Genomic DNA, 18,910 nt, shown 5'->3' with positions numbered 1-18,910 from the left:
ACTCAGCGGCCACGCACGGCCTGCTCGAGCTCGGCGAAGGTCGGCCGATGGGCGGGCAGCAGCACCTTGCGGCCGAACTCGACGGCCAGCGAAGGCGGCATGCCGGAAGCGGAAGCGACCAGGCAGGCCTTGATCGCCTCGAACATGTTCAACTCTTCCTTGGCATCGTGCTCCAGCGCGACGGCCAGCGGGCCGACGAAGCCGTAGGCGGCGAGAATCCCGAGGAAGGTACCCACCAGGGCGGCGGCGACGTGGTGGCCGATCTCCGCCTGGCTGCCTTCGCCAAGCAACGCCATGGTGATGACGATGCCGAGTACCGCGGCGACGATACCGAAGCCCGGCAGGGCGTCGGCGACCTTGGTCACCGCGTGGGACGGATGCTCCAGGTCCTCCTTGAGACTGGACAGCTCCATGTCGAACAGACCTTCCAGCTCGTGCGGCGCCATGTTGCCGGAGGACATGATGCGCAGGTAGTCGCAGACATAGGCGGTCATCCGCTCGTCCTTCAGCACGCCGGGGTACTTGCTGAAGATGGGACTGGCCGCGGGGTCCTCGATGTCCGCCTCGATCGCCATCATCCCTTCGCGCCGGCTCTTGTTGAGGATCTCGTAGAGCATGCCCAGCACCTCGAGGTAGTAGGTCTGGGTAAAGCGGTTGCTGAACATCTTCGGCGCTTTCTTCAGCACCACCATGAACGTGCTGCCCGGATTGGCCTGGAGGAACGCCCCCAGTGCCGCACCGCCGATGATCAGGACCTCGAAGGGCTGGATGATGGCGCCGATCTTGCCGCCGGAGAGCAGGAAGCCCCCGAGGACACTGGCGAAAACGACGATGATGCCGATGATTTTTGACATGAGGACCGGACGTGCGAAATGAACAGGATAAGGAGGGGGACTGCTAGGCTCCCTCTTGTTATCGGTTGCTAGCCGCAAGACTATAGTCCGAATACTCGAAAAGCCAGTTCGCCGCCTCGCCGACACCGAGCCCGACACCCATGACAGACCGCCTCGCCGCCTGGCTCGAAGAGCTCGACCGGCAACCCCTGCCGATCCCCGCCAGCCACTATGCCGGCCTGCACGCCGCGCTGAGCGACAGCCGCCGCTCGCTGCGCGAGATCGCCGACCAGTTGCAGGGCAGCCCGACACTGGCTTTGTCCATCCTGCGCGAGGCCAATCGCGCCGAGAGCGCCCGCGACAACCCCGCGGAAAGCCTGGAGGTGGCCCTCAGCCGCCTCGGCCTGGCGCGCGCGAGCCAACTTCTGAAGACCCTGCCGAGCATCCAGGATGCGGAGATGCCCAGGGTCCTCGGGCAGATGCTGCTGATCAGCCAGCACGCCATGCAGCAGGCCAGCGGCCTGTTCGGCGCGCGCCTGGCCAGGCTCTGGCAGGAAATTCACTGGGGCAGCCTGCTGACCATGGCTCCGGTCTGGGCGCTGGCCAACGCCCGCCCGCAGCTGCTGGAGCAATGGCAGCAACGCGTGCTGGTACAGGGCGAACCGACCCTGCGAGTGGAGCGCGAACTGCTCGGCATGCGCCTGCTGCCGATCTGCCTGGCGCTGGCCGAACGCTGGCGGCTACCGCAGTGGGTCATCCAGGGCTATCGCCTGCTCGCCTGCGACCGTCGCCTGCTGGTTCGAGCCTTGCGTATCGCCCGCGACCATCAGTCGCCCCTGCTCCAGCAACAGCAACTCGATGCCCAGCCCGATCTCGCCCGCTGGCTGACCCAGCCGGCCAACTGCACTCTCCTCGCCAATGGCCTGGCCATCGCCGCGCACCAGAGCTGGGACGGGCCGCACATGCTGCGCTGGCAGCGCCTGACCGGCCTGTACCTGGGCCAGCCGCTGACCGAAGTCCAGCAGCAGGTGCACATGCTCGCCGCGCAAAGCGCGCGCCTGCACGCCCGGCCGCCGCTGTGGCATCCGGCGGTGGCCTTGATCTGGCCCTGGCAGGCCAGCCGCTGGCGTGCCGAAGCGGCGCCCCCGCCGCCGCCCTCGGCGGAAGCCCTGGCCGAGTGGCGGCAGCATTGCGCCGAGTTGCTCCGCGAGCCCAGCCCGTTCAGCAACGTCGTGCAGCTCACCGCCTGTGCCCGCGATGCGCTGCGCGCCTGCGGCCTGCAAAGGATGCTGCTGCTGGTGGCCGATCGCACCCAGGTACACGTGCTGGCGCAGCAGAGCGCCGGACTCGAACCGGGCCAGGAGAAATTGCAACTGGAGATTGCCAGCAGCCCGCTGCTGAAGAAACTGTTCCAGCAGCCTGCCCTGCTGCGCATCGGCCCGAACAACCAGGACCAGTTGCTGCCGGCCCTCGGCGAACCCTTGCGCCAACTGTTCCCCGGACCTCACCTGCTGCTGCGCTCGCTGGGCAACGGCTCGCGGGTGGTGATGCTGGTCCTGGCCGACCTCGGCGGCCAGCCGTTCAGCGACCTGCATGCCCAGGCCTTCGCCAAGACCGCCCAGTGCACCGAGCGCGCGATCCAGCAGTTCGGCCGCCAGCGCCGCACGGAATGAGGGACATGCCCGGCACACTGGTCGGGCGCGCTTTCCGTTAAACTGCTGCCCTTCTTCAACCCGGGGGTACTCGCATGTCCGTCTTCTCCGACCTGCCATTGGTGATCGAGCCCAGCGATCTCGCGCCGCGCCTGGGCGCGCCCGAGCTGATCCTGGTCGACCTGACCAGTGCCGCCCGCTACGCCGAAGGGCATATCCCCGGCGCGCGTTTCGTCGACCCCAAACGCACCCAGTGGGGACAACCCCCGGCACCCGGCCTGCTACCGGCCAAGGCCGACCTGGAAGCCCTGTTCGGCGAGCTGGGCCACCGCCCGGAGGCGACCTACGTGGTCTACGACGACGAAGGCGGCGGCTGGGCGGGCCGCTTCATCTGGCTGCTGGACGTGATCGGCCACCACCGCTACCACTATCTCAACGGCGGCCTGCCGGCCTGGATCGCCGACGCCCAGGTGCTCGACCGCGAGGTCCCGGCGCCTGTCGGCGGCCCGCTGCCGCTGACGTTGCACGACGAGCCCAGCGCGACCCGCGAATACCTGCAAAGCCGCCTCGGCGCCGCCGACCTAGCGGTATGGGATGCGCGCAACCCCAGCGAATACGCCGGTACCAAGGTGCTCGCCGCGAAGGCCGGGCATGTGCCCGGCGCGATCAATTTCGAATGGACCGCCGGCATGGACCCGGCTCGCGCCCTGCGCATCCGCGCGGATATCGCCGAAGTCCTGGAGGACCTCGGCATTACGCCGGACAAGGAAGTGATCACCCACTGCCAGACCCACCATCGCTCCGGCTTCACCTACCTGGTGGCCAAGGCGCTGGGCTACCCGCGGGTCAAAGGCTACGCCGGCTCCTGGTCGGAATGGGGCAACCACCCCGATACCCCTGTAGAGGTTTGAGGAATGTCGTTCAAAGATCGTCTGTTCATCTGCAGCCAGTACCTGCTGCCGCACCACCTGCTGTCCCGGCTGATCGGCTTCGCCGCCGACTGCCGGGCGACTTGGTTCAAGGACCGCCTGATCGCCTGGTTCGCCCGGCGCTACCAGGTCGACATGCGCGAAGCGCAGGTCGAGGACCTGCAGGCCTATGAACATTTCAATGCCTTCTTCACCCGCGCCCTGAAGGATGGCGCCCGCCCGCTGGCCCAGGAGCCCGGCGCGGTGCTCTGCCCGGCCGATGGCGCGATCAGCCAGCTCGGCCCGATCGAGCACGGGCGGATCTTCCAGGCCAAAGGCCACAGCTACAGCCTGGCCGAACTGCTCGGCGGCGACGCCGAACTGGCCGCGCCCTTCATGGGCGGCGACTTCGCCACCGTCTACCTGTCCCCCCGGGACTACCACCGCGTGCACATGCCGCTGGCCGGCACCCTGCGCGAGATGGTCTACGTTCCCGGCCGGCTGTTCTCGGTGAACCAGACCACCGCGGAAAACGTTCCCGAGCTGTTCGCCCGCAACGAGCGGGTGGTCTGCCTGTTCGACACCGAGCGCGGTCCGATGGCCGTGGTGCTGGTGGGCGCGATGATCGTGGCCTCCATCGAAACCGTCTGGGCCGGCCTGGTTACGCCGCCGAAGCGCGAACTGAAGACCTTCCGCTACGACGAAGCCGCCCGTGCGCCGATCCGCCTGGAAAAAGGCGCCGAGCTCGGTCGCTTCAAGCTGGGCTCCACCGCCATCGTCCTGTTCGGCCCGCAGCAGGTCGCGTTCAACGACGGCCTCGGGGCAGCGAGCCCGGTGCGCATGGGCGAATGCCTGGCCCTGCCGAAACAGTCCTGACCTCGCCGGGACGGAGCGCCCCGAGCGTCTCCGTCCCATCTCTCCCCGCCGCCGGAACCTCCCGGCGGGATCGTGGCGTCCGAAGGCTGCGGGTCCATTTCGATGCTGCTAGAGTTCGGAAAGGTCCTATCGAGCCTGTGCCGACCCCCTCGGTCAGGAAAGCGGACTGCCGCACAGTTCCTGTCCTGGCCACGACGATGAACCCGCCTCCCGTGTTAAGAAAGAGGAGGCGCAGCCGCGGCGATCGGAAGTCCGGCACCTCTCCGGGGCTTCAACCCCCCGTAGAGCCTTTTCAGTAGCGGAGCCGTCTAACCCCCCATGGAAAACCAGAGCCCCCACCTCTCGTTGCGCGTCCCCACTCCGACGCAGCAGAACCTGAGCTTCTGCGACGCCACCCCGAAGGACATCAAGTACTGGCTGGCGCACCTGCCCAAGGCCAACCTCGGGGAAACCGCGCGCCAGCTCTACCAGGGCCTGATCGAACTCAACCAGTTGGTGCTGCCCGTCGAGGCCCGCCTGCAACTGCTCGAACTGTTCCGTCCAGAGGTGCATTTCGTCTGCGCCCACCTGGAACGGCACTTCCTCAACCAGGCCATCGTCCTCGACGAACGGCCGCGCAAGATCGCCAACCTCTGCCAGGCCCTGCAGAACCACCTGGCCATCGGCTACAAGCTGATCGTGGTCCAGGAAGCGCCGCGCAACAGCCGCGACCGCGCGCAGTTGCTCGCGGTCGGTATCCAGCGGGCGATCCGCAGCCTGTGCGGCCCGCTGATCCGTGCCAGCCAGTTGTACTGCCCGGTCCCCGAGGGGCTTTGGCTGGAACTCCACCAGCTGTACCAGTTGGCCAGCCAGCGCGGTGTGCATCGTCTCGCGGTGCGCGACGAACTGGCCAAGCACACCCCCGGCCTGAGCGTCGAGCAGGCCTACCTGATACCGCTGCTGCTCGGCTGCGCGCGCTGCAACCAGATGCGCCAGAACAACATTGCACGGCTCGCCGAGGTGCTCGAACCCTGGAGCCAATTGCTGTCGATACAGAGCGCGGCGCTGCCCGGCTCGCTGTTCATCGCCGTGCCGCAGATCGACGGCCCGCCGCGCTACCGCTCGCTGTACCCGGAGACCCAACTGGCCAATGCCCTGGGCATCGACACCCAGCCGCTGGTCGAACTGATCCGCGAATACCTGCTGCAGCCCGAGGCCGAGCGCGCGAAGGCGCGCCTGCCGCTGATCGAAGGGGTGACCCTGGACCTGCTGCAACATCTCTCCTCGGCCTGGGGTGACATCGCCGAACGTACCTTCCAGCGCACCCAGGGCCAGGGCCAGTTGACCCTGTGCATCGGCATGAGCGCCCTGCACTACTTCCTCGCCGGGCGCCGCCCGTTCAACGAGGTCCTGCAGATCCAGGAAGCGCCCGAGGCGCCTCGCTTCAAGGCCGACGTCCAGGACGCCTGGGCCGGCGCCTTCGATGCGCAGAAGGTCACCGACTGGCAGCCCGGCATGCCGCTGGAGGAAATCGAGTACCGCCCGCACCAGTCGCCCCGCGGTGGGCAGCCCGATCACCCGCAGGCCCACGCACAGACTGACGCCACCGAGGACTATCCGACCTACGCCCTGCCCATCGTCAACCACAGCCCCGGCGGTTATTGCCTGAGCTGGCCAAAGGAGGTGCCCGCCCAACTGCAGGCGGGTGAACTGGTCGGCCTGCAGGACCTTCCAGGCCAGGCGTGGAGCATCGCGGTGGTGCGCTGGATCCGCCAGGTGCGCAATGGCGGCACGCAGATGGGCATCGAGATGATCGCCCCGGCGGCGCAGCCCTGCGGCCTGCAACTGCTGCGCAAGACCGAGCAGAGCAGCCACTACCTGCGCGCCCTGCTGCTGCCGGAAATCGCCGCGATCTCGCGGCCGGCGACGGTGATCACCCCGCGCCTGCCGTTCCAGGAGGGCAGCCGGGTGCAGATCAACCTGCACGGCGAGGAGCGGCGCGCGGTGCTGAATCGCCGGCAGGCCTCGACCGGCAGCTTCAGCCAGTTCGAATACCGCTCGGCGGAACCGGTGAACACCCCAAGCGATAAGCCGGTCACAGCGCCAGTGGCCCGGCCGCCTGCGGGGGAGGAAGATTTTGACTCGCTCTGGAAGTCTCTGTAGATTGCCCCGACACCTCCATTCGCCGTCTTTTCGCGCCCGCCCGGACGCGGACTGAGCCCTTTCCATGGCCATCGAAAAGAAAACCATCCGCCTGCTGATTCTGGAAGACTCGCAGAACGAAGCCGAACGCCTGGTCAGTCTGTTCCGCAATGCCGGCCACGCGACCCGCGTACATCGACTGACCTCTCCCGAGGACCTCGCCGAGACCCTCCAGCAAAGCTGGGACCTGCTGATCGCCGCGCCGACCAGCGAGTGTCTCGAGCCCGGCGAGGCGCTCGCCACCTTGCGCCGCCAGTCGCGCGACATCCCGTTCATCCAGCTGGTGGCCGACAACAGCTCCGACGCCATCACCGACGCCTTGATGCTCGGCGCCCAGGACGCCCTGCCGCAAGGCGAGGACGAGCGCCTGGTGCTGGTCGCCAACCGCGAGCTGGCCGGCCTCGCCGAACGCCGCGCGCGCCGCGCCGCCGAACTGGCCCTGCGCGAGGCGGAAAAACGCTGCCAGTTGCTGCTCGACAGCTCGGTCGACGCCATCACCTACGTCCACGACGGCATGCACATCTACGCCAACCGCTCCTACATGGCGCTGTTCGGCTACGAGGACGCCGAGGAACTGGAAGGCCTGCCGGTCATCGACCTGATCGCCTCCTGCGACCAGGGCGCCTTCAAGGATTTCCTCAAGGGCTACCAGAACGACCAGCGCCAGACCGAACTGGTTTGCACCGGGGTCAAGCTCGACGGCCAGGAATTCAAGGCGCGCATCAGCCTCTCCGCCGCCACCTACGACGGCGAACCCTGCATCCAGGTGGTGATCCGCGGCGAGGTCGACAACGCCGAGCTGGAAGAAAAGCTCCGCGAAGTCAGCAGCCAGGACCCGGTCACCGGACTCTACAACCGCAGCCACTTCCTCGACCTGATGGATGCCGCCGTGCAGCAGGCGGTGACCGCCCGCAAGCCGTCGACCCTGGCCTATATCCATCTCAACGGCTACCCCTCGCTCCAGGCCGACCACGGGCTTTCCGGGATCGACCTGCTGCTCGGCCAGTTGGCCGGACTGATGCGCGAACAGTTCGGCGAGGAAGCCGACCTGGCGCGTTTCGGCGATTCGATCTTCGCCGCCCTGTTCAAGGGCAAGACTCCCGAGCAGGCGCAAGCGGCACTGCAACGACTGCTGAAGAAGGTCGAGAACCACCTTTTCGAGCTGAACGGCCGCAGCGCTCAGGCCACCCTCAGCATCGGCGTCGCCGGTCTCGACGAGAAGACCGCCAAGGCCCAGGACGTGATGAACCGTGCGCATCGCTGCGCCGATGACGCGGCACGCAAGGGCGGGTCGCAGATCAAGCAGTACAACCCGGCGGAAGAGCTTGCCGCCGCCGCCCAGCGCGGCGACGTCATCGCGATCCTCCAGCAGGCGCTGGAGACCAACAGCTTCCGCCTGCTGTTCCAGCCAGTCATCAGCCTGCGCGGCGACAGCCACGAGAACTACGAGGTGCTCCTGCGCCTGCTCAATCCGCAGGGCCAGGAAGTGCCGCCGGCGGAGTTCCTGCATGCCGCCAAGGAAGCCGGGCTGGCGGAGAAGATCGACCGCTGGGTGATCCTCAACTCGATCAAGCTGCTCGCCGAGCATCGCGCCAAGGGGCACCAGACCAAGCTGTTCGTCCACCTGTCCAGCGCCAGTCTGCAAGACCCCGGCCTGCTGCCCTGGCTCGGGGTGGCGCTGAAGGCCGCGCGCCTGCCGCCGGAGTCGCTGGTGTTCCAGATCAGCGAAGCCGACGCCACCAGCTATCTGAAGCAGGCCAAGCAACTGACCCAGGGCCTGGCCACCCTGCATTGCCAGGCGGCGATCAGCCAGTTCGGCTGCTCGCTGAATCCGTTCAACGCGCTGAAGCACCTGACCGTGCAATTCATCAAGATCGATGGCTCCTTCGTCCAGGACCTCAACCAGGTGGAAAACCAGGAGATCCTCAAGGGCCTGATCGCCGAACTGCACGAACAGCAGAAGCTCAGCATCGTCCCCTTCGTCGAGAGCGCCAGCGTCCTCGCCACCCTGTGGCAAGCCGGCGCCACCTACATCCAGGGCTACTACCTGCAGGGGCCGAGCCAGGCGATGGACTACGACTTCTCCTCGGGAGACGAATGAAGAACGGGCGCCCTGGGCGCCCGTTGCTTTTCCGCTCTACCGACCTGGTTCGTGGCTGCCGGGCCGGCAAGAGGCGCCCGCCGGCCTCAGGCTCGCCCTTCGCGGTCGCGGTAGCCGAGCAGGTAGAGGATGCCGTCCAGGCCCAGGGTCGAGATCGCCTGCTTGGCCGACTGCTTGACCAGCGGCTTGGCGCGGAACGCCACGCCCAGGCCGGCCAGGCCGAGCATCGGCAGGTCGTTGGCGCCGTCGCCGACGGCGATGGTCTGCTCCAGGCTCAGACCTTCCTTCGCCGCCAGTTCGCGCAGCAGGTCGGCCTTGCGCTGGGCATCGACGATCGGCTCGACCGCCACCCCGGTGACCTTGCCGTCGACGATCTGCAACTCGTTGGCGAACACGTAGTCGATCCCCAGCTTCGCCTGCAATTGACGGGCGAAATAGGTGAAGCCGCCGGACAGGATGGCGGTCTTGTAACCCAGGCGCTTGAGTTCGGCGAACAGGGTTTCAGCACCCTCGGTCAGACGCAGCGAGGCGCCGATCTCCTCCAGTACGTCTTCCGACAGTCCCTGCAGCAGCGCCAGGCGCTCCTTGAAGCTGGCGCGGAAGTCCAGTTCACCGCGCATCGCCCGTTCGGTGATCGCGGCGACCTTCTCGCCGACGCCGGCGGCCTTGGCCAGTTCGTCGATGACTTCCGCCTCGATCAGCGTCGAATCCATGTCGAACACCGCCAGCCGGCGATTGCGGCGGAACACGCTGTCCTGCTGGAAAGCGATGTCGACGTTCAATTCCTGGGCGACGCTGAGGAATTCCGCACGCAGCGCCGCCGGATCGGCCGGTTCGCCGCGTACCGAGAACTCGATGCAGCCCTTGCCCTGGTCGGCGGGCATGTCCAGCGGCATGCGCCCGGAGAGACGGTCGATGTGGTCGATGTTCAGCGCGTACTTGGCGGTGATCGAGCTGACCCTCTGCAGTTGCTCGGCAGTCACCCGGCGGGTGAGCAGGGTCACGATGTGCCGCGCCTTGCCCTGGCCGTCGACCCATTGCCGGTAGTCCTCTTCCGAGACCGGGGTGAAGCGCACCTGCTGGTCCAGCTTGTAGGCGGTGAACAGCACGTCCTTGAGGACCGAGGAACCGGCTTCGGTATCCGGGATTTCCACCAGGATGCCGAACGACAGGGTGTCGTGGATCACCGCCTGGCCGATGTCGAGGATGTTCACCCCGCCCTGGGCCAGTACGCCGGTGATGGCCGCGGTGAGACCGGGGCGGTCTTCCCCGGTGATGTTGATCAGGACAATTTCGCGCAAGGCGTAAGCTCCGCCAGGTAAAAGACGCCATTCTACCCGCTTTCCCGCACACCCGAGAGACGCAGAGCCGGGCATTTGCCATCACCACCGGTCGGAACCGACCGGGAAAACCCGCGAAACCGCCGCGCGGCGGCCTGGAAAGCGCGTCAACGGCCCTTTGCCCCTCGGGGGGCGCTGGTTATACTGCGCGATACCTCTATTTCAGAAGACCGAGCCCCCTGTGACCCGGCCCACGTCCGTCAAGCCCGACAATTTCTTCCTCCTGCTGTTTCGTGCCTTGCGCCAGCGCCGCGTCCCGATCGCCCTGCGGCTCGCCAGCCATAGCCTGATCCTGGTGGCCCTGGCCCTGCTGATCTACGCCTGGGTCATGGGCATGCAGTTTCGCCAGGCCATGCAGCAGCAGGCCGATGCCCTGGGCCAGAGCCTGATCACCCAGACCGCCGCGTCCGCCACCGAGTTGCTGGTGTCCAACGACATCCTCAGCCTCAACGTGCTGCTGAACAACCTGGTGAAGAACCCGCTGGTGGCCCATGCGGCGATCTACAGCGTCGACCAGCGCATCCTCGCCGAGGCCGGCAGCCGTCCGAAGCAGAGCCTGCTCGGCGCCACCGAAGGCCTGTACTCGACGCCGATCACCTTCCAGGAAGTGATCGCCGGGCACCTGCGCATCAGCCTGGACATGCAGCAGTTCCAGCAGCCGATGATGATCAGCCTGCAGAGCATGGGCCTGATCAGCCTGATCCTGCTGATCCTCGCCCTGTATTTCAGTCTGCGCCTGGGGCGGCAGATTTCCACACCCTTGTTGCAATTGCGTGTCTGGTTGCGCGATCCGGACAATCCGGCCCCCGGCGCCGAACTGCAGAACGAGCTGGGCGACCTGGCGCGCGACCTGGAAGAGCGCCTGGTGCCGGAGAAGCCGCCGGCGCCGGAGCCGGAAGAAGCACCGCTGCCGCAGAACTTCGACGACATCCTGCTGGAAGACGACGAAGCCGACCTGCGCAGCCGCAAGGTCGAGGCCTCGGCCTTCGAGGAAGACGACATTCCGCTGGGCGACGCCCTGCTGGACGAGACCAAGCCGGTGGAATTCACCTCCATCGACGAAGACCCGCTGGACCAGGACGCCTTCGACGAGAACGGAGCCGAAGCCGGGGACCAGCCCGCGGCGCCCGCCGCTGCGCGCGAACCGCAACACAGTGCGGTGCTGGCGATCCAGCTCGGCGCCCAGGAACAGTTGCGCCGGTTGCCGCGCAGCCGCCTGGTGGACCTCCTGCAACGCTATCGCGACTGCCTGGAACAGGCCGCCCGCCAGTACAAGGGCAGCCTGCACACGCTCAGCGACGGCGGCAGCCTGATTCTCTTCCACAGCCGCGACAACCGCGCCGACTACCTGACCAACGCGCTCTGCTGCGGTGAACTGATGCGCGCGCTCGGCCATGCCCTGCAGATCGAGGTCGCCGACAGCGGCATCACCTTGCAGTTGCAACTGGGCCTGAGCCTCGGCGAAGACCTCAGCGAACAGACCCAGGCCGACCTGCTGCTCAACGAAACCGTGCAGAACGCCCTCGCCCTCAACCAGCACAGCCGCAACCTGCTGCTGGTCGAACGCAGCATCGCCGACGACGCGGTGGTCCGCGAGCGCGCCCGTATCCGCGCCATCGCCAGTCCGGAAGGAGCCTGCTGCGTCGAGCGTCTGCTGGAGCCGTATCCGTCGATGCTCGAGCGCCAACTGGCGCGCATGCACGACCGCGCCCGCCCGTGACCACCCTGATCACCCACCCGCTGCCGGTCCTGGCGGTGGGACTGGCCCTTGGCAGCCGGGTGATCCCGCCACGCCTGCTGCTGGCAGGCATGCTCGCCGCCTGCCTGCCGGACTTCGACGTAGTCGCCTTCAAGCTCGGCATCGCCTATCACGATGCCTTCGGCCATCGCGGCTTCAGCCATTCGCTATTGTTCGCCGCGATCCTCGGCGCGCTCGCCGCCCTCGCCTGCCGGCCGCTGCATAGCGGACCGCTGAAAGCCGGGCTGTGGGTGGCGCTGGCCACCGCCTCGCACAGCCTGCTGGACGCGATGACCAATGGCGGGCTGGGCGTCGCCTGGTTCTGGCCCTGGAGCGACGCCCGCTACTTCATGCCCTTCCATCCGATCGCCGTGTCGCCGATCGGTCTGTCGCGCTTCCTCAGCGAACGCGGATTGCTGGTGCTGCAATCGGAGGCGCGCTGGGTCTGGCTGCCCTGCCTGCTGCTGGCGCTCGCCGGCATGGCCCTGCGCTTCCTGTTGCGCCGCTCACGCTGACGCCGAAACGAAAAAGCCCCGCTTCGGCGGGGCTTGTTCCTGGTCGGCTCTCGACAATCAGAACCGATAGACCTCGGCATCGGTGCGAATCGGCACCACCAGCGGCATTTTCGGACCTTCCTCTTCCTTGGCCTTCGGCTTGGCCACCGGCTTGCGCGCGGTCGCCGGCGGCGGCGCCTCGGCCGCCACGGCGATCGGCTTGACGTCCTTGGCCAACTGCGCCGCCAGGCGCTTGAGCAGGTCGCTCTGGGCACGGATCTGGTCGCCGATGCTGCCCTGGTGCCGTTCTTCCTCGTGGAACACCCGGCTATCCTTCAGGTCGCCCTTCTGGTCCAGCAGGCGCCAGCGCGCCTCGATCACCGCCGGCTGCTTGGGGCCGGAGTCGAGGCGACTGATGGTCAGCATCACCTGGACCTGGGGGGTGAAACCGGGTTTTTCCGGGAACAGCGCCAGGCGGCTGCTGCCCAGCTCGCTGGACATCTGCCGCAGCAGTTGCTGGCTGACATTGGTCTCCAGGTTGCCGGCCCAGCGTGCGTCGGTGGACAGGCTGAGAATACCGTCGGCCTGCCGCTGCACCATCACATCGCGCTTGAGATAGTCGGCCAGTTGTACCGGGCCGAGCAGGACGGCCGCACCGCCATCCTTTTTCGGTACTGCGGCGGCACCGACGTCCAACTGGTAGAGCTGGGCCGGCGGATGGACCGCACAACCCGTCAGCCCGAGCAGGCTGACGAGGGAAAGACATGCGAAGACGCGCCACGCGCTCATCGAGAACCACCGTATTTCGCCGAAGATCGGCACTACTGATGCAAGACTTGAATTCTACTGGCCACCCGCCATCGGAAACGGCGGCCGAAGGGGCGTATCATCCCCTAACCAGCGCCATAGCTCCAGAGGCAGAGCGTATTCCGAAACCGGTTTCGGACCACCTGCGTCAGGGGAAAACCCGGCGGAACCCGCCAGGGAGACGACATTCCCCCGGAAAGCCGGCCTCGGAAGAGGCCGCTTTCGCCATTCCCTTGCGGATATGCGAGAGATCGGAGACCGGTAACGGCTCATTTCAATCCTGTGGCGGAATATCCACCAGCAGGCTGTCGACGCGCTGGAAACCGCGCGGCAGCTTGTTGCCTCGCCGGCCCCGCTCCCCCTTGTAGTGTTCCAGGTCGTCGCCCTTGAGCGACAGGGTACGCTTTCCAGCCTGCAGGACCAACGTCGCCCCGGCTGGCAGAACAGCCAGGTCGGTGAGGTACTCCTCGCGGCTGGCCACGCGTTCGCCGGGGATGCCGATGATCTTGTTGCCCTTGCCCTTGCCGAGCTGCGGCAGGTCGGAGACCTTGAACAATAGCAGACGGCCCTCGGTCGTCACGGCCGCCAGCCAATCCTGCTCCACATCGCGCACCGGGCGCGGCGCCACCACGGCGGAGCCGTTGGGCAGGCTGAGCAGGGCCTTGCCGGCCTTGTTCTTGGCTTGCAGGTCCTCGCCCTTGACCACGAAACCATAGCCGGCGTCGGAAGCGATCACGAACAGCGCATCGTCGTCCGGCAGCAGCACGCATTCGAAGCTGGCCCCCGGCGGAGGCGTCAGCCGGCCGCTGAGTGGCTCGCCCTGGCCTCGCGCGGACGGCAGGCTGTGGGCCGGCAGCGAGTAGCTGCGCCCGGTGGAGTCGATGAACACCGCATACTGGTTCGAGCGTCCCGGCGCGGCGGCCTTGAAGCCGTCGCCGGCCTTGTAGGAGAGGCCGGCGGCGTCGATGTCGTGGCCCTTGGCGCAACGCACCCAGCCTTTTTCCGAGAGCACCACGGTCACCGGTTCGGTGGGCATCAGCTCGGTTTCCGACAGCGCGCGGGCCTCGGCGCGGGCGACGATCGGCGAACGGCGGTCGTCGCCGTAGGTCTCGGCGTCCTTGATCAGCTCCTCGCGCACCAGCTTCTTCAGCTTGGCCTCGCTGCCGAGCAGGGTCTGCAGGCGCTTCTGCTCCTTCAGCAACTCTTCCTGCTCGCCGCGGATCTTCATCTCTTCCAGGCGTGCCAACTGGCGCAGGCGGGTGTCGAGGATGTAGTCGGCCTGCACCTCGCTGAGTTCGAAGCGCTCCATCAGCACCGCCTTGGGCTGATCCTCGGTGCGGATGATGTGGATCACCTCGTCGAGGTTGAGGAAGGCGATCAGCAAGCCATCCAGCAGATGCAGGCGGCGCTCGACCTTGTCCAGGCGGAACTGCAGGCGTCGACGCACGGTGCCGATGCGGAACTGCAGCCACTCCGAGAGCAACTGGCGCAGGTCCTTGACCTGCGGCTTGCCGTCGAGGCCGATGATGTTCAGGTTGACCCGGTAGCTGGTTTCCAGGTCGGTGGTGGCGAACAGATGGGTCATCAGCTCTTCGACATCGACCCGGTTCGAACGCGGGATGATGACGATGCGGGTCGGGTTCTCGTGGTCCGACTCGTCGCGCAGGTCGGCCACCATCGGCAGCTTCTTGGCCTGCATCTGCCCGGCGATCTGTTCCAGCACCTTGGAACCGGACACCTGGTGCGGCAGGGCGTGGATGACGATGTCGCCGTCCTCGACGCGGTACACCGCGCGCATGCGCACCGAACCGCGGCCGGTCTCGTAGACCTTCTGCAGGTCGGCGCGCGGGGTGATGATCTCGGCTTCGGTGGGGAAGTCCGGGCCCGGCACGTGTTCGCACAATTCGGCGACCGTCGCGCCCGGCTGGTCGAGCAGGCGCACGCAGGCCGACGCGACTTCCCGCAGGTTGTGCGGCGGCACGTCGGTGGCCATGCCCACCGCGATGCCGGTGGTGCCGTTGAGCAGCAGGTTGGGCAGGCGGGCCGGCAGCACGGCCGGCTCGTCGAGGGTGCCGTCGAAGTTCGGTACCCAGTCCACGGTACCCTGGCCCAGTTCGCTGAGCAGCACCTCGGAATAGCGCGACAGGCGCGCCTCGGTATAACGCATGGCGGCGAAGGACTTGGGATCGTCCGGCGCCCCCCAGTTGCCCTGGCCGTCCACCAGCGGATAGCGATAGGAGAACGGCTGCGCCATCAGCACCATGGCCTCGTAGCAGGCCGAGTCGCCGTGCGGGTGGAACTTGCCGAGCACGTCGCCGACGGTGCGCGCCGACTTCTTGTGCTTGGAATCGGCATCCAGCCCCAGTTCGCTCATGGCGTAGACGATGCGTCGCTGCACCGGTTTCAGGCCGTCGCCGATATGCGGCAGGGCGCGGTCCATGATCACGTACATGGAATAGTTCAGATAGGCCTGCTCGGTGAACTCGGCCAACGACCGGCGTTCGACCCCTTCCAGGCTCAGATCGAGGGATTCGCTCATGCGTACCTCACGGAGAAGTGTTTTGGCGCAGCACCAGGGTGCCGTCGCGCTGGGTGAATTCGAGTTGTTTCAGGGCGCTCATGCCGAGTAGCACCTCATCGCCGTCCATGCCCGGCGCAATCAGCGCCGCGACCCCGGACAGGCGGATATCGCCGAGTTGCAGCTGGTCCAGCCGCGTGCGCCAGCCCGTGGCGCGGCCGTTGGCCGTGCTCAGGGTGATCGGCGCGCCGCGCTCCAGCGCGAGTCTTGCCGCCAGGGCTTCCGGCACCGCCACCTGGGTCGCCCCGGTATCGAGCAGGAAGGTCACGCCCTGGCCGTTGATCTGCCCGTTCAGCAGGTAATGGCCCTGGCGGCTGCTGGCCAGGCGCAACTCGACGTAGCCGTCGCCATGGATCGATTGCGGCGCCTGGTTCGGGTTGCGCTGTCGATCTTCCCAGACGCCGAAATAGCGCGTCGCCAGCGCCAGCCCGGCGATCCAGGCCAGCACCAGCATGATCCGTCCCAGCCGCTGACCGGGCGCCTGTTGCGTCACTTGTCCCCCAACCAGCCGCCGGCGGGCGCGGCGAAGCGCAGGACGAAGGGCCGCACGTCGCCATCGGCGCGCGCATGGTCGCCATTGTCGATGCCCAGCCAGGCGCCCTTGTCGTCCAGCGACAGGGCTTCCGCGACGCCATAAGGCAGCTCGTAGCGACGCTCCGGCGCCAGGACCGCCGAGGCGAACGACCAGCAGCGCTCGACCTTGGCCTGGGCCAGGTCGCGGCGGCAGATCTGATGCGCCAGGCGCTCCAGGGTGAACAGCTTGCCGCGGTAGAAGGCGAGGTCGGAGAAATCCTTCGGCAGCTTGCGCGCGCTGCCCAGTTCCGGCGGCGGCTCGATCTTGCCGCCCTCGGCGAGCAGTACGCAGCTGCCCTCGCAGCGCCAGGCACTGTTGTCGCGGTGGGCCACCAGCAGGCCGCGGCGCTCGCGCTCGGCAGCCAGCCAGAGGCGCTTGCCCTCGGGGTCGACGGCGATCCCTTCGAACAGCGCGTTGAAATTCATCAGCATGCCGCTGGCCCGCGCTTGCGGCAGCAGGCCGGGCGGCAGGCGCAGCCAGTTCGGCGCGCCGCTCACCGGCAGTTGCAGGACCGCCGCGTGCGCCTCGCTGACCAGGTAGCGATTGCCGGCGGCATCGCAGGCGATGCCTTCGAAGTCGAGGTTGCCGCCGCGCACCAGGCCACTGAGCCAGACCCGCGTGCTCATGCCCCAGGGCAACCCGCTGTCCGGCGGGGTCGGAGCGATGAAACTCTCGGCCTCGGCCTGCCAGGGCTGGTCGGAGCCTTCGGCCGAGGGTTGCAGGCGATACAGGCGGTCGTCGTCGCGGTCGGAAACCGTCCACAGCGCGCCGCCACACCAGGCCAGCCCGGAAAGGTTGCCGCCGCGCATGCCCTCCACCGCATGTTCGGAGATGAAGCTCAAGGCTGCCGGAACCGGTGGCTCTGGCGGCGCCTCGGCCGCCTGGACCAGGCCCCCGAACAGGCCGAGGATGGCCAGCAGGCGGCGCATCAGACCAGCACCTCGGCCAGGTTGCCCTTGCTCTCCAGCCAGGACTTGCGGTCACCGGCGCGCTTCTTGGCCAGCAGCATGTCCATGATCTCCAGGGTACCGGTGGCGTCCTCCAGGGTGAGCTGGACCAGCCGCCGGGTATTCGGATCCATGGTGGTCTCGCGCAGTTGCAGCGGATTCATTTCGCCAAGGCCCTTGAAGCGGGTGACCTGCGGCTTGCCGCGCTTCTTCTCGGCGGCCAGGCGCTCGAGGATGCCGTCGCGCTCGGCTTCGTCGAGGGCGTAGTAGATTTCCTTGCCGAGGTCGATGCGGTACAGCGGCGGCATCGCCACGTAGACGTGGCCGGCCTCCACCAGCGGGCGGAAATGACGGACGAACAGCGCGCAGAGCAGCGTGGCGATGTGCAGGCCGTCGGAGTCGGCATCCGCGAGGATACAGATCTTGCCGTAGCGCAGCTGAGCCAGGTCGCTGGCGCCCGGATCGACGCCGATGGCTACCGCGATGTCGTGGACCTCCTGGCTGGCGAGCACCTCGCCGCCGTCCACTTCCCAGGTGTTCAGGATCTTTCCGCGCAGCGGCATGATCGCCTGGAATTCCTTGTCCCGCGCCTGCTTCGCCGAGCCGCCGGCGGAGTCGCCCTCGACCAGGAACAGTTCCGCGCGCATCGGTTCCTGTCCGGCGCAGTCGGCCAGTTTGCCGGGCAGCGCCGGCCCCTGGGTGATCTTCTTGCGCTCGACCTTCTTGCCCGCCTTGAGGCGACGCCCGGCATTGCTGATCGCCAGTTCCGCCAACTGCAGGCCGATCTCGGCGTGCTCGTTGAGCCACAGGCTGAAGGCGTCCTTCACCACGCCCGAGACGAACGCCGCCGCCTCGCGGGACGACAGGCGCTCCTTGGTCTGCCCGGAGAACTGCGGCTCCTGCATCTTCATCGAGAGGACGAAGGCGATCCGCTCCCAGACGTCCTCGGGCGCCAGCTTGACGCCGCGCGGCAACAGGTTGCGGAACTCGCAGAATTCGCGCATGGCGTCGAGCAGGCCCTGGCGCAGGCCGTTCACATGGGTGCCGCCCTGGGCCGTGGGAATCAGGTTGACGTAGCTTTCCTGCACCGACTCACCGCCCTCGGGCAGCCACAGCAGGGCCCAGCTCACCGCTTCCTTGGAACCTTCGAGGTTGCCGCAGAAGGGTTCGTCCGGCAGGCGCGGCAGCTCGGCGACCGCGTCGGTCAGGTAGGAGCGCAGGCCGTCCTCGAAGTGCCACTCGACGCGCTCGCCGGTGTTCTTGTCCTCGAACACCACGCTCAGGCCCGGGCACAGCACCGCCTTGGCCTTGAGCACATGCTTGAGGCGGCTGACCGAGAACTTCGCCGAATCGAAATACTTCGGATCCGGCCAGAAATGCACGCTGGTACCGGTATTGCGCTTGCCGACCGTGCCGATGACTTCCAGATCGCTGTCCTTGAAGCCGTCGGCGAAGGTCATCCGGTACTCGTTGGCGTCGCGCTTGACGCGTACCTCGACCCGGGTCGAGAGCGCGTTCACCACCGAGATGCCGACCCCGTGCAAGCCGCCGGAGAACTGGTAGTTCTTGTTCGAGAACTTGCCGCCGGCATGCAGCTTGGTAAGGATCAGCTCGACGCCCGGCACGCCCTCTTCCGGGTGGATGTCCACCGGCATGCCGCGGCCGTCGTCGATGACTTCCAGCGAGTTGTCCTGGTGCAGGATCACCTGCACGCTCTTCGCGTGGCCGGCCAGGGCTTCGTCGACGCTGTTGTCGATGACTTCCTGGGCCAGGTGGTTGGGGCGGGTGGTGTCGGTGTACATCCCCGGGCGCTTGCGCACCGGGTCGAGGCCGGAAAGGACTTCGATGGCGTCTGCGTTGTAAGTAGCCATGGGGTCTCTA

The 18,910-nt window shown here is 67.3% G+C and carries 14 protein-coding genes; 7 read left to right on the top strand and 7 right to left on the bottom strand.

Annotated elements, in window-relative coordinates; translation table 11 throughout:
• Positions 1 to 2: 2 nt before the first annotated feature.
• On the bottom strand, positions 3 to 854 hold the full coding sequence (motA, locus tag FOC67_RS29185) for a flagellar motor stator protein MotA (protein WP_003095674.1): 852 nt from the start codon (positions 852 to 854) through the stop codon (positions 3 to 5).
• 140 nt (positions 855 to 994) lie between these two features.
• Between motA and FOC67_RS29180 the strand changes: the two genes are divergently transcribed.
• The 5 genes from FOC67_RS29180 (at position 995) to fimX (ending at position 8,551) form a co-directional block, all read left to right on the top strand.
• Positions 995 to 2,506, top strand: coding sequence for an HDOD domain-containing protein (locus FOC67_RS29180; protein ID WP_003102046.1), 1,512 nt, complete (start codon positions 995 to 997; stop codon positions 2,504 to 2,506).
• Positions 2,507 to 2,580: 74 nt separating this feature from the next.
• Complete coding sequence (rhdA, locus tag FOC67_RS29175; RefSeq protein ID WP_003095676.1) at positions 2,581 to 3,396, top strand: thiosulfate sulfurtransferase; 816 nt, start codon at positions 2,581 to 2,583, stop codon at positions 3,394 to 3,396.
• 3 nt (positions 3,397 to 3,399) lie between these two features.
• On the top strand, positions 3,400 to 4,269 hold the full coding sequence (asd, locus tag FOC67_RS29170) for an archaetidylserine decarboxylase (RefSeq protein ID WP_003095677.1): 870 nt from the start codon (positions 3,400 to 3,402) through the stop codon (positions 4,267 to 4,269).
• Between the two features lie 318 nt (positions 4,270 to 4,587).
• Entirely contained in the window at positions 4,588 to 6,411 is a 1,824-nt protein-coding gene (gene fimW / locus FOC67_RS29165) for a cyclic-di-GMP receptor FimW (RefSeq protein ID WP_003095679.1), read from the top strand.
• 64 nt (positions 6,412 to 6,475) lie between these two features.
• Positions 6,476 to 8,551 carry a cyclic di-GMP-binding protein FimX gene (fimX, locus tag FOC67_RS29160; protein ID WP_003095680.1) on the top strand — a complete coding sequence of 692 codons (2,076 nt, stop codon included), beginning with the start codon at positions 6,476 to 6,478 and terminating at the stop codon, positions 8,549 to 8,551.
• Between the two features lie 86 nt (positions 8,552 to 8,637).
• On the opposite strand, the gene serB is transcribed toward fimX, so the two are convergent.
• Complete coding sequence (serB, locus tag FOC67_RS29155; protein ID WP_003095681.1) at positions 8,638 to 9,852, bottom strand: phosphoserine phosphatase SerB; 1,215 nt, start codon at positions 9,850 to 9,852, stop codon at positions 8,638 to 8,640.
• A gap of 220 nt (positions 9,853 to 10,072) precedes the next feature.
• On the opposite strand from serB, the gene FOC67_RS29150 reads away from it, so the two are divergent.
• Complete coding sequence (locus tag FOC67_RS29150; RefSeq protein ID WP_003095683.1) at positions 10,073 to 11,611, top strand: YtjB family periplasmic protein; 1,539 nt, start codon at positions 10,073 to 10,075, stop codon at positions 11,609 to 11,611.
• Positions 11,608 to 12,144 carry a metal-dependent hydrolase gene (locus FOC67_RS29145; RefSeq protein ID WP_003095684.1) on the top strand — a complete coding sequence of 179 codons (537 nt, stop codon included), beginning with the start codon at positions 11,608 to 11,610 and terminating at the stop codon, positions 12,142 to 12,144. The genes FOC67_RS29150 and FOC67_RS29145 overlap by 4 nt, the downstream gene beginning before the upstream one ends.
• A 57-nt stretch (positions 12,145 to 12,201) precedes the next feature.
• Here the strand turns inward: FOC67_RS29145 and FOC67_RS29140 are convergent, their stop codons facing one another.
• From FOC67_RS29140 to parE, 5 genes are all read right to left on the bottom strand, one after another.
• Entirely contained in the window at positions 12,202 to 12,912 is a 711-nt protein-coding gene (locus tag FOC67_RS29140; RefSeq protein ID WP_003110318.1) for a membrane integrity-associated transporter subunit PqiC, read from the bottom strand.
• A gap of 292 nt (positions 12,913 to 13,204) precedes the next feature.
• Positions 13,205 to 15,469, bottom strand: coding sequence for a DNA topoisomerase IV subunit A (gene parC, locus FOC67_RS29135; protein ID WP_003095687.1), 2,265 nt, complete (start codon positions 15,467 to 15,469; stop codon positions 13,205 to 13,207).
• Positions 15,470 to 15,476: 7 nt separating this feature from the next.
• Positions 15,477 to 16,001 (bottom strand): TIGR02281 family clan AA aspartic protease, encoded by a 525-nt coding sequence (locus tag FOC67_RS29130; RefSeq protein WP_003141732.1) that lies wholly within the window; start codon positions 15,999 to 16,001, stop codon positions 15,477 to 15,479.
• Positions 15,998 to 17,011: an esterase-like activity of phytase family protein gene (locus FOC67_RS29125; RefSeq protein ID WP_003095689.1), complete on the bottom strand. Its 1,014-nt coding sequence runs from the start codon at positions 17,009 to 17,011 to the stop codon at positions 15,998 to 16,000. Before FOC67_RS29125 ends, FOC67_RS29130 begins: the two co-directional genes overlap by 4 nt.
• Positions 17,011 to 18,900: a DNA topoisomerase IV subunit B gene (gene parE / locus FOC67_RS29120; RefSeq protein ID WP_003095690.1), complete on the bottom strand. Its 1,890-nt coding sequence runs from the start codon at positions 18,898 to 18,900 to the stop codon at positions 17,011 to 17,013. The genes FOC67_RS29125 and parE overlap by 1 nt, the downstream gene beginning before the upstream one ends.
• Between the last annotated feature and the right edge of the window lie 10 nt (positions 18,901 to 18,910).

The sequence above is a fragment of the Pseudomonas sp. FDAARGOS_761 genome, from assembly GCF_013343155.1.
GTDB classification, from domain to species: Bacteria; Pseudomonadota; Gammaproteobacteria; order Pseudomonadales; family Pseudomonadaceae; genus Pseudomonas; species Pseudomonas aeruginosa.
This window is presented reverse-complemented; position numbering and strand designations above follow the sequence as displayed.

Excerpts from the sequence above, each read along its gene's own strand:
- motA (WP_003095674.1), bottom strand. The coding sequence starts at position 854 with ATGTCAAAAATCATCGGCATCATCGTCGTTTTCGCCAGTGTCCTCGGG.
- FOC67_RS29180 (WP_003102046.1), top strand. The coding sequence starts at position 995 with ATGACAGACCGCCTCGCCGCCTGGCTCGAAGAGCTCGACCGGCAACCC.
- rhdA (WP_003095676.1), top strand. The coding sequence starts at position 2,581 with ATGTCCGTCTTCTCCGACCTGCCATTGGTGATCGAGCCCAGCGATCTC.
- asd (WP_003095677.1), top strand. The coding sequence starts at position 3,400 with ATGTCGTTCAAAGATCGTCTGTTCATCTGCAGCCAGTACCTGCTGCCG.
- fimW (WP_003095679.1), top strand. The coding sequence starts at position 4,588 with ATGGAAAACCAGAGCCCCCACCTCTCGTTGCGCGTCCCCACTCCGACG.
- fimX (WP_003095680.1), top strand. The coding sequence starts at position 6,476 with ATGGCCATCGAAAAGAAAACCATCCGCCTGCTGATTCTGGAAGACTCG.
- FOC67_RS29140 (WP_003110318.1), bottom strand. The coding sequence starts at position 12,912 with ATGAGCGCGTGGCGCGTCTTCGCATGTCTTTCCCTCGTCAGCCTGCTC.
- parC (WP_003095687.1), bottom strand. The coding sequence starts at position 15,469 with ATGAGCGAATCCCTCGATCTGAGCCTGGAAGGGGTCGAACGCCGGTCG.
- FOC67_RS29125 (WP_003095689.1), bottom strand. The coding sequence starts at position 17,011 with ATGCGCCGCCTGCTGGCCATCCTCGGCCTGTTCGGGGGCCTGGTCCAG.
- parE (WP_003095690.1), bottom strand. The coding sequence starts at position 18,900 with ATGGCTACTTACAACGCAGACGCCATCGAAGTCCTTTCCGGCCTCGAC.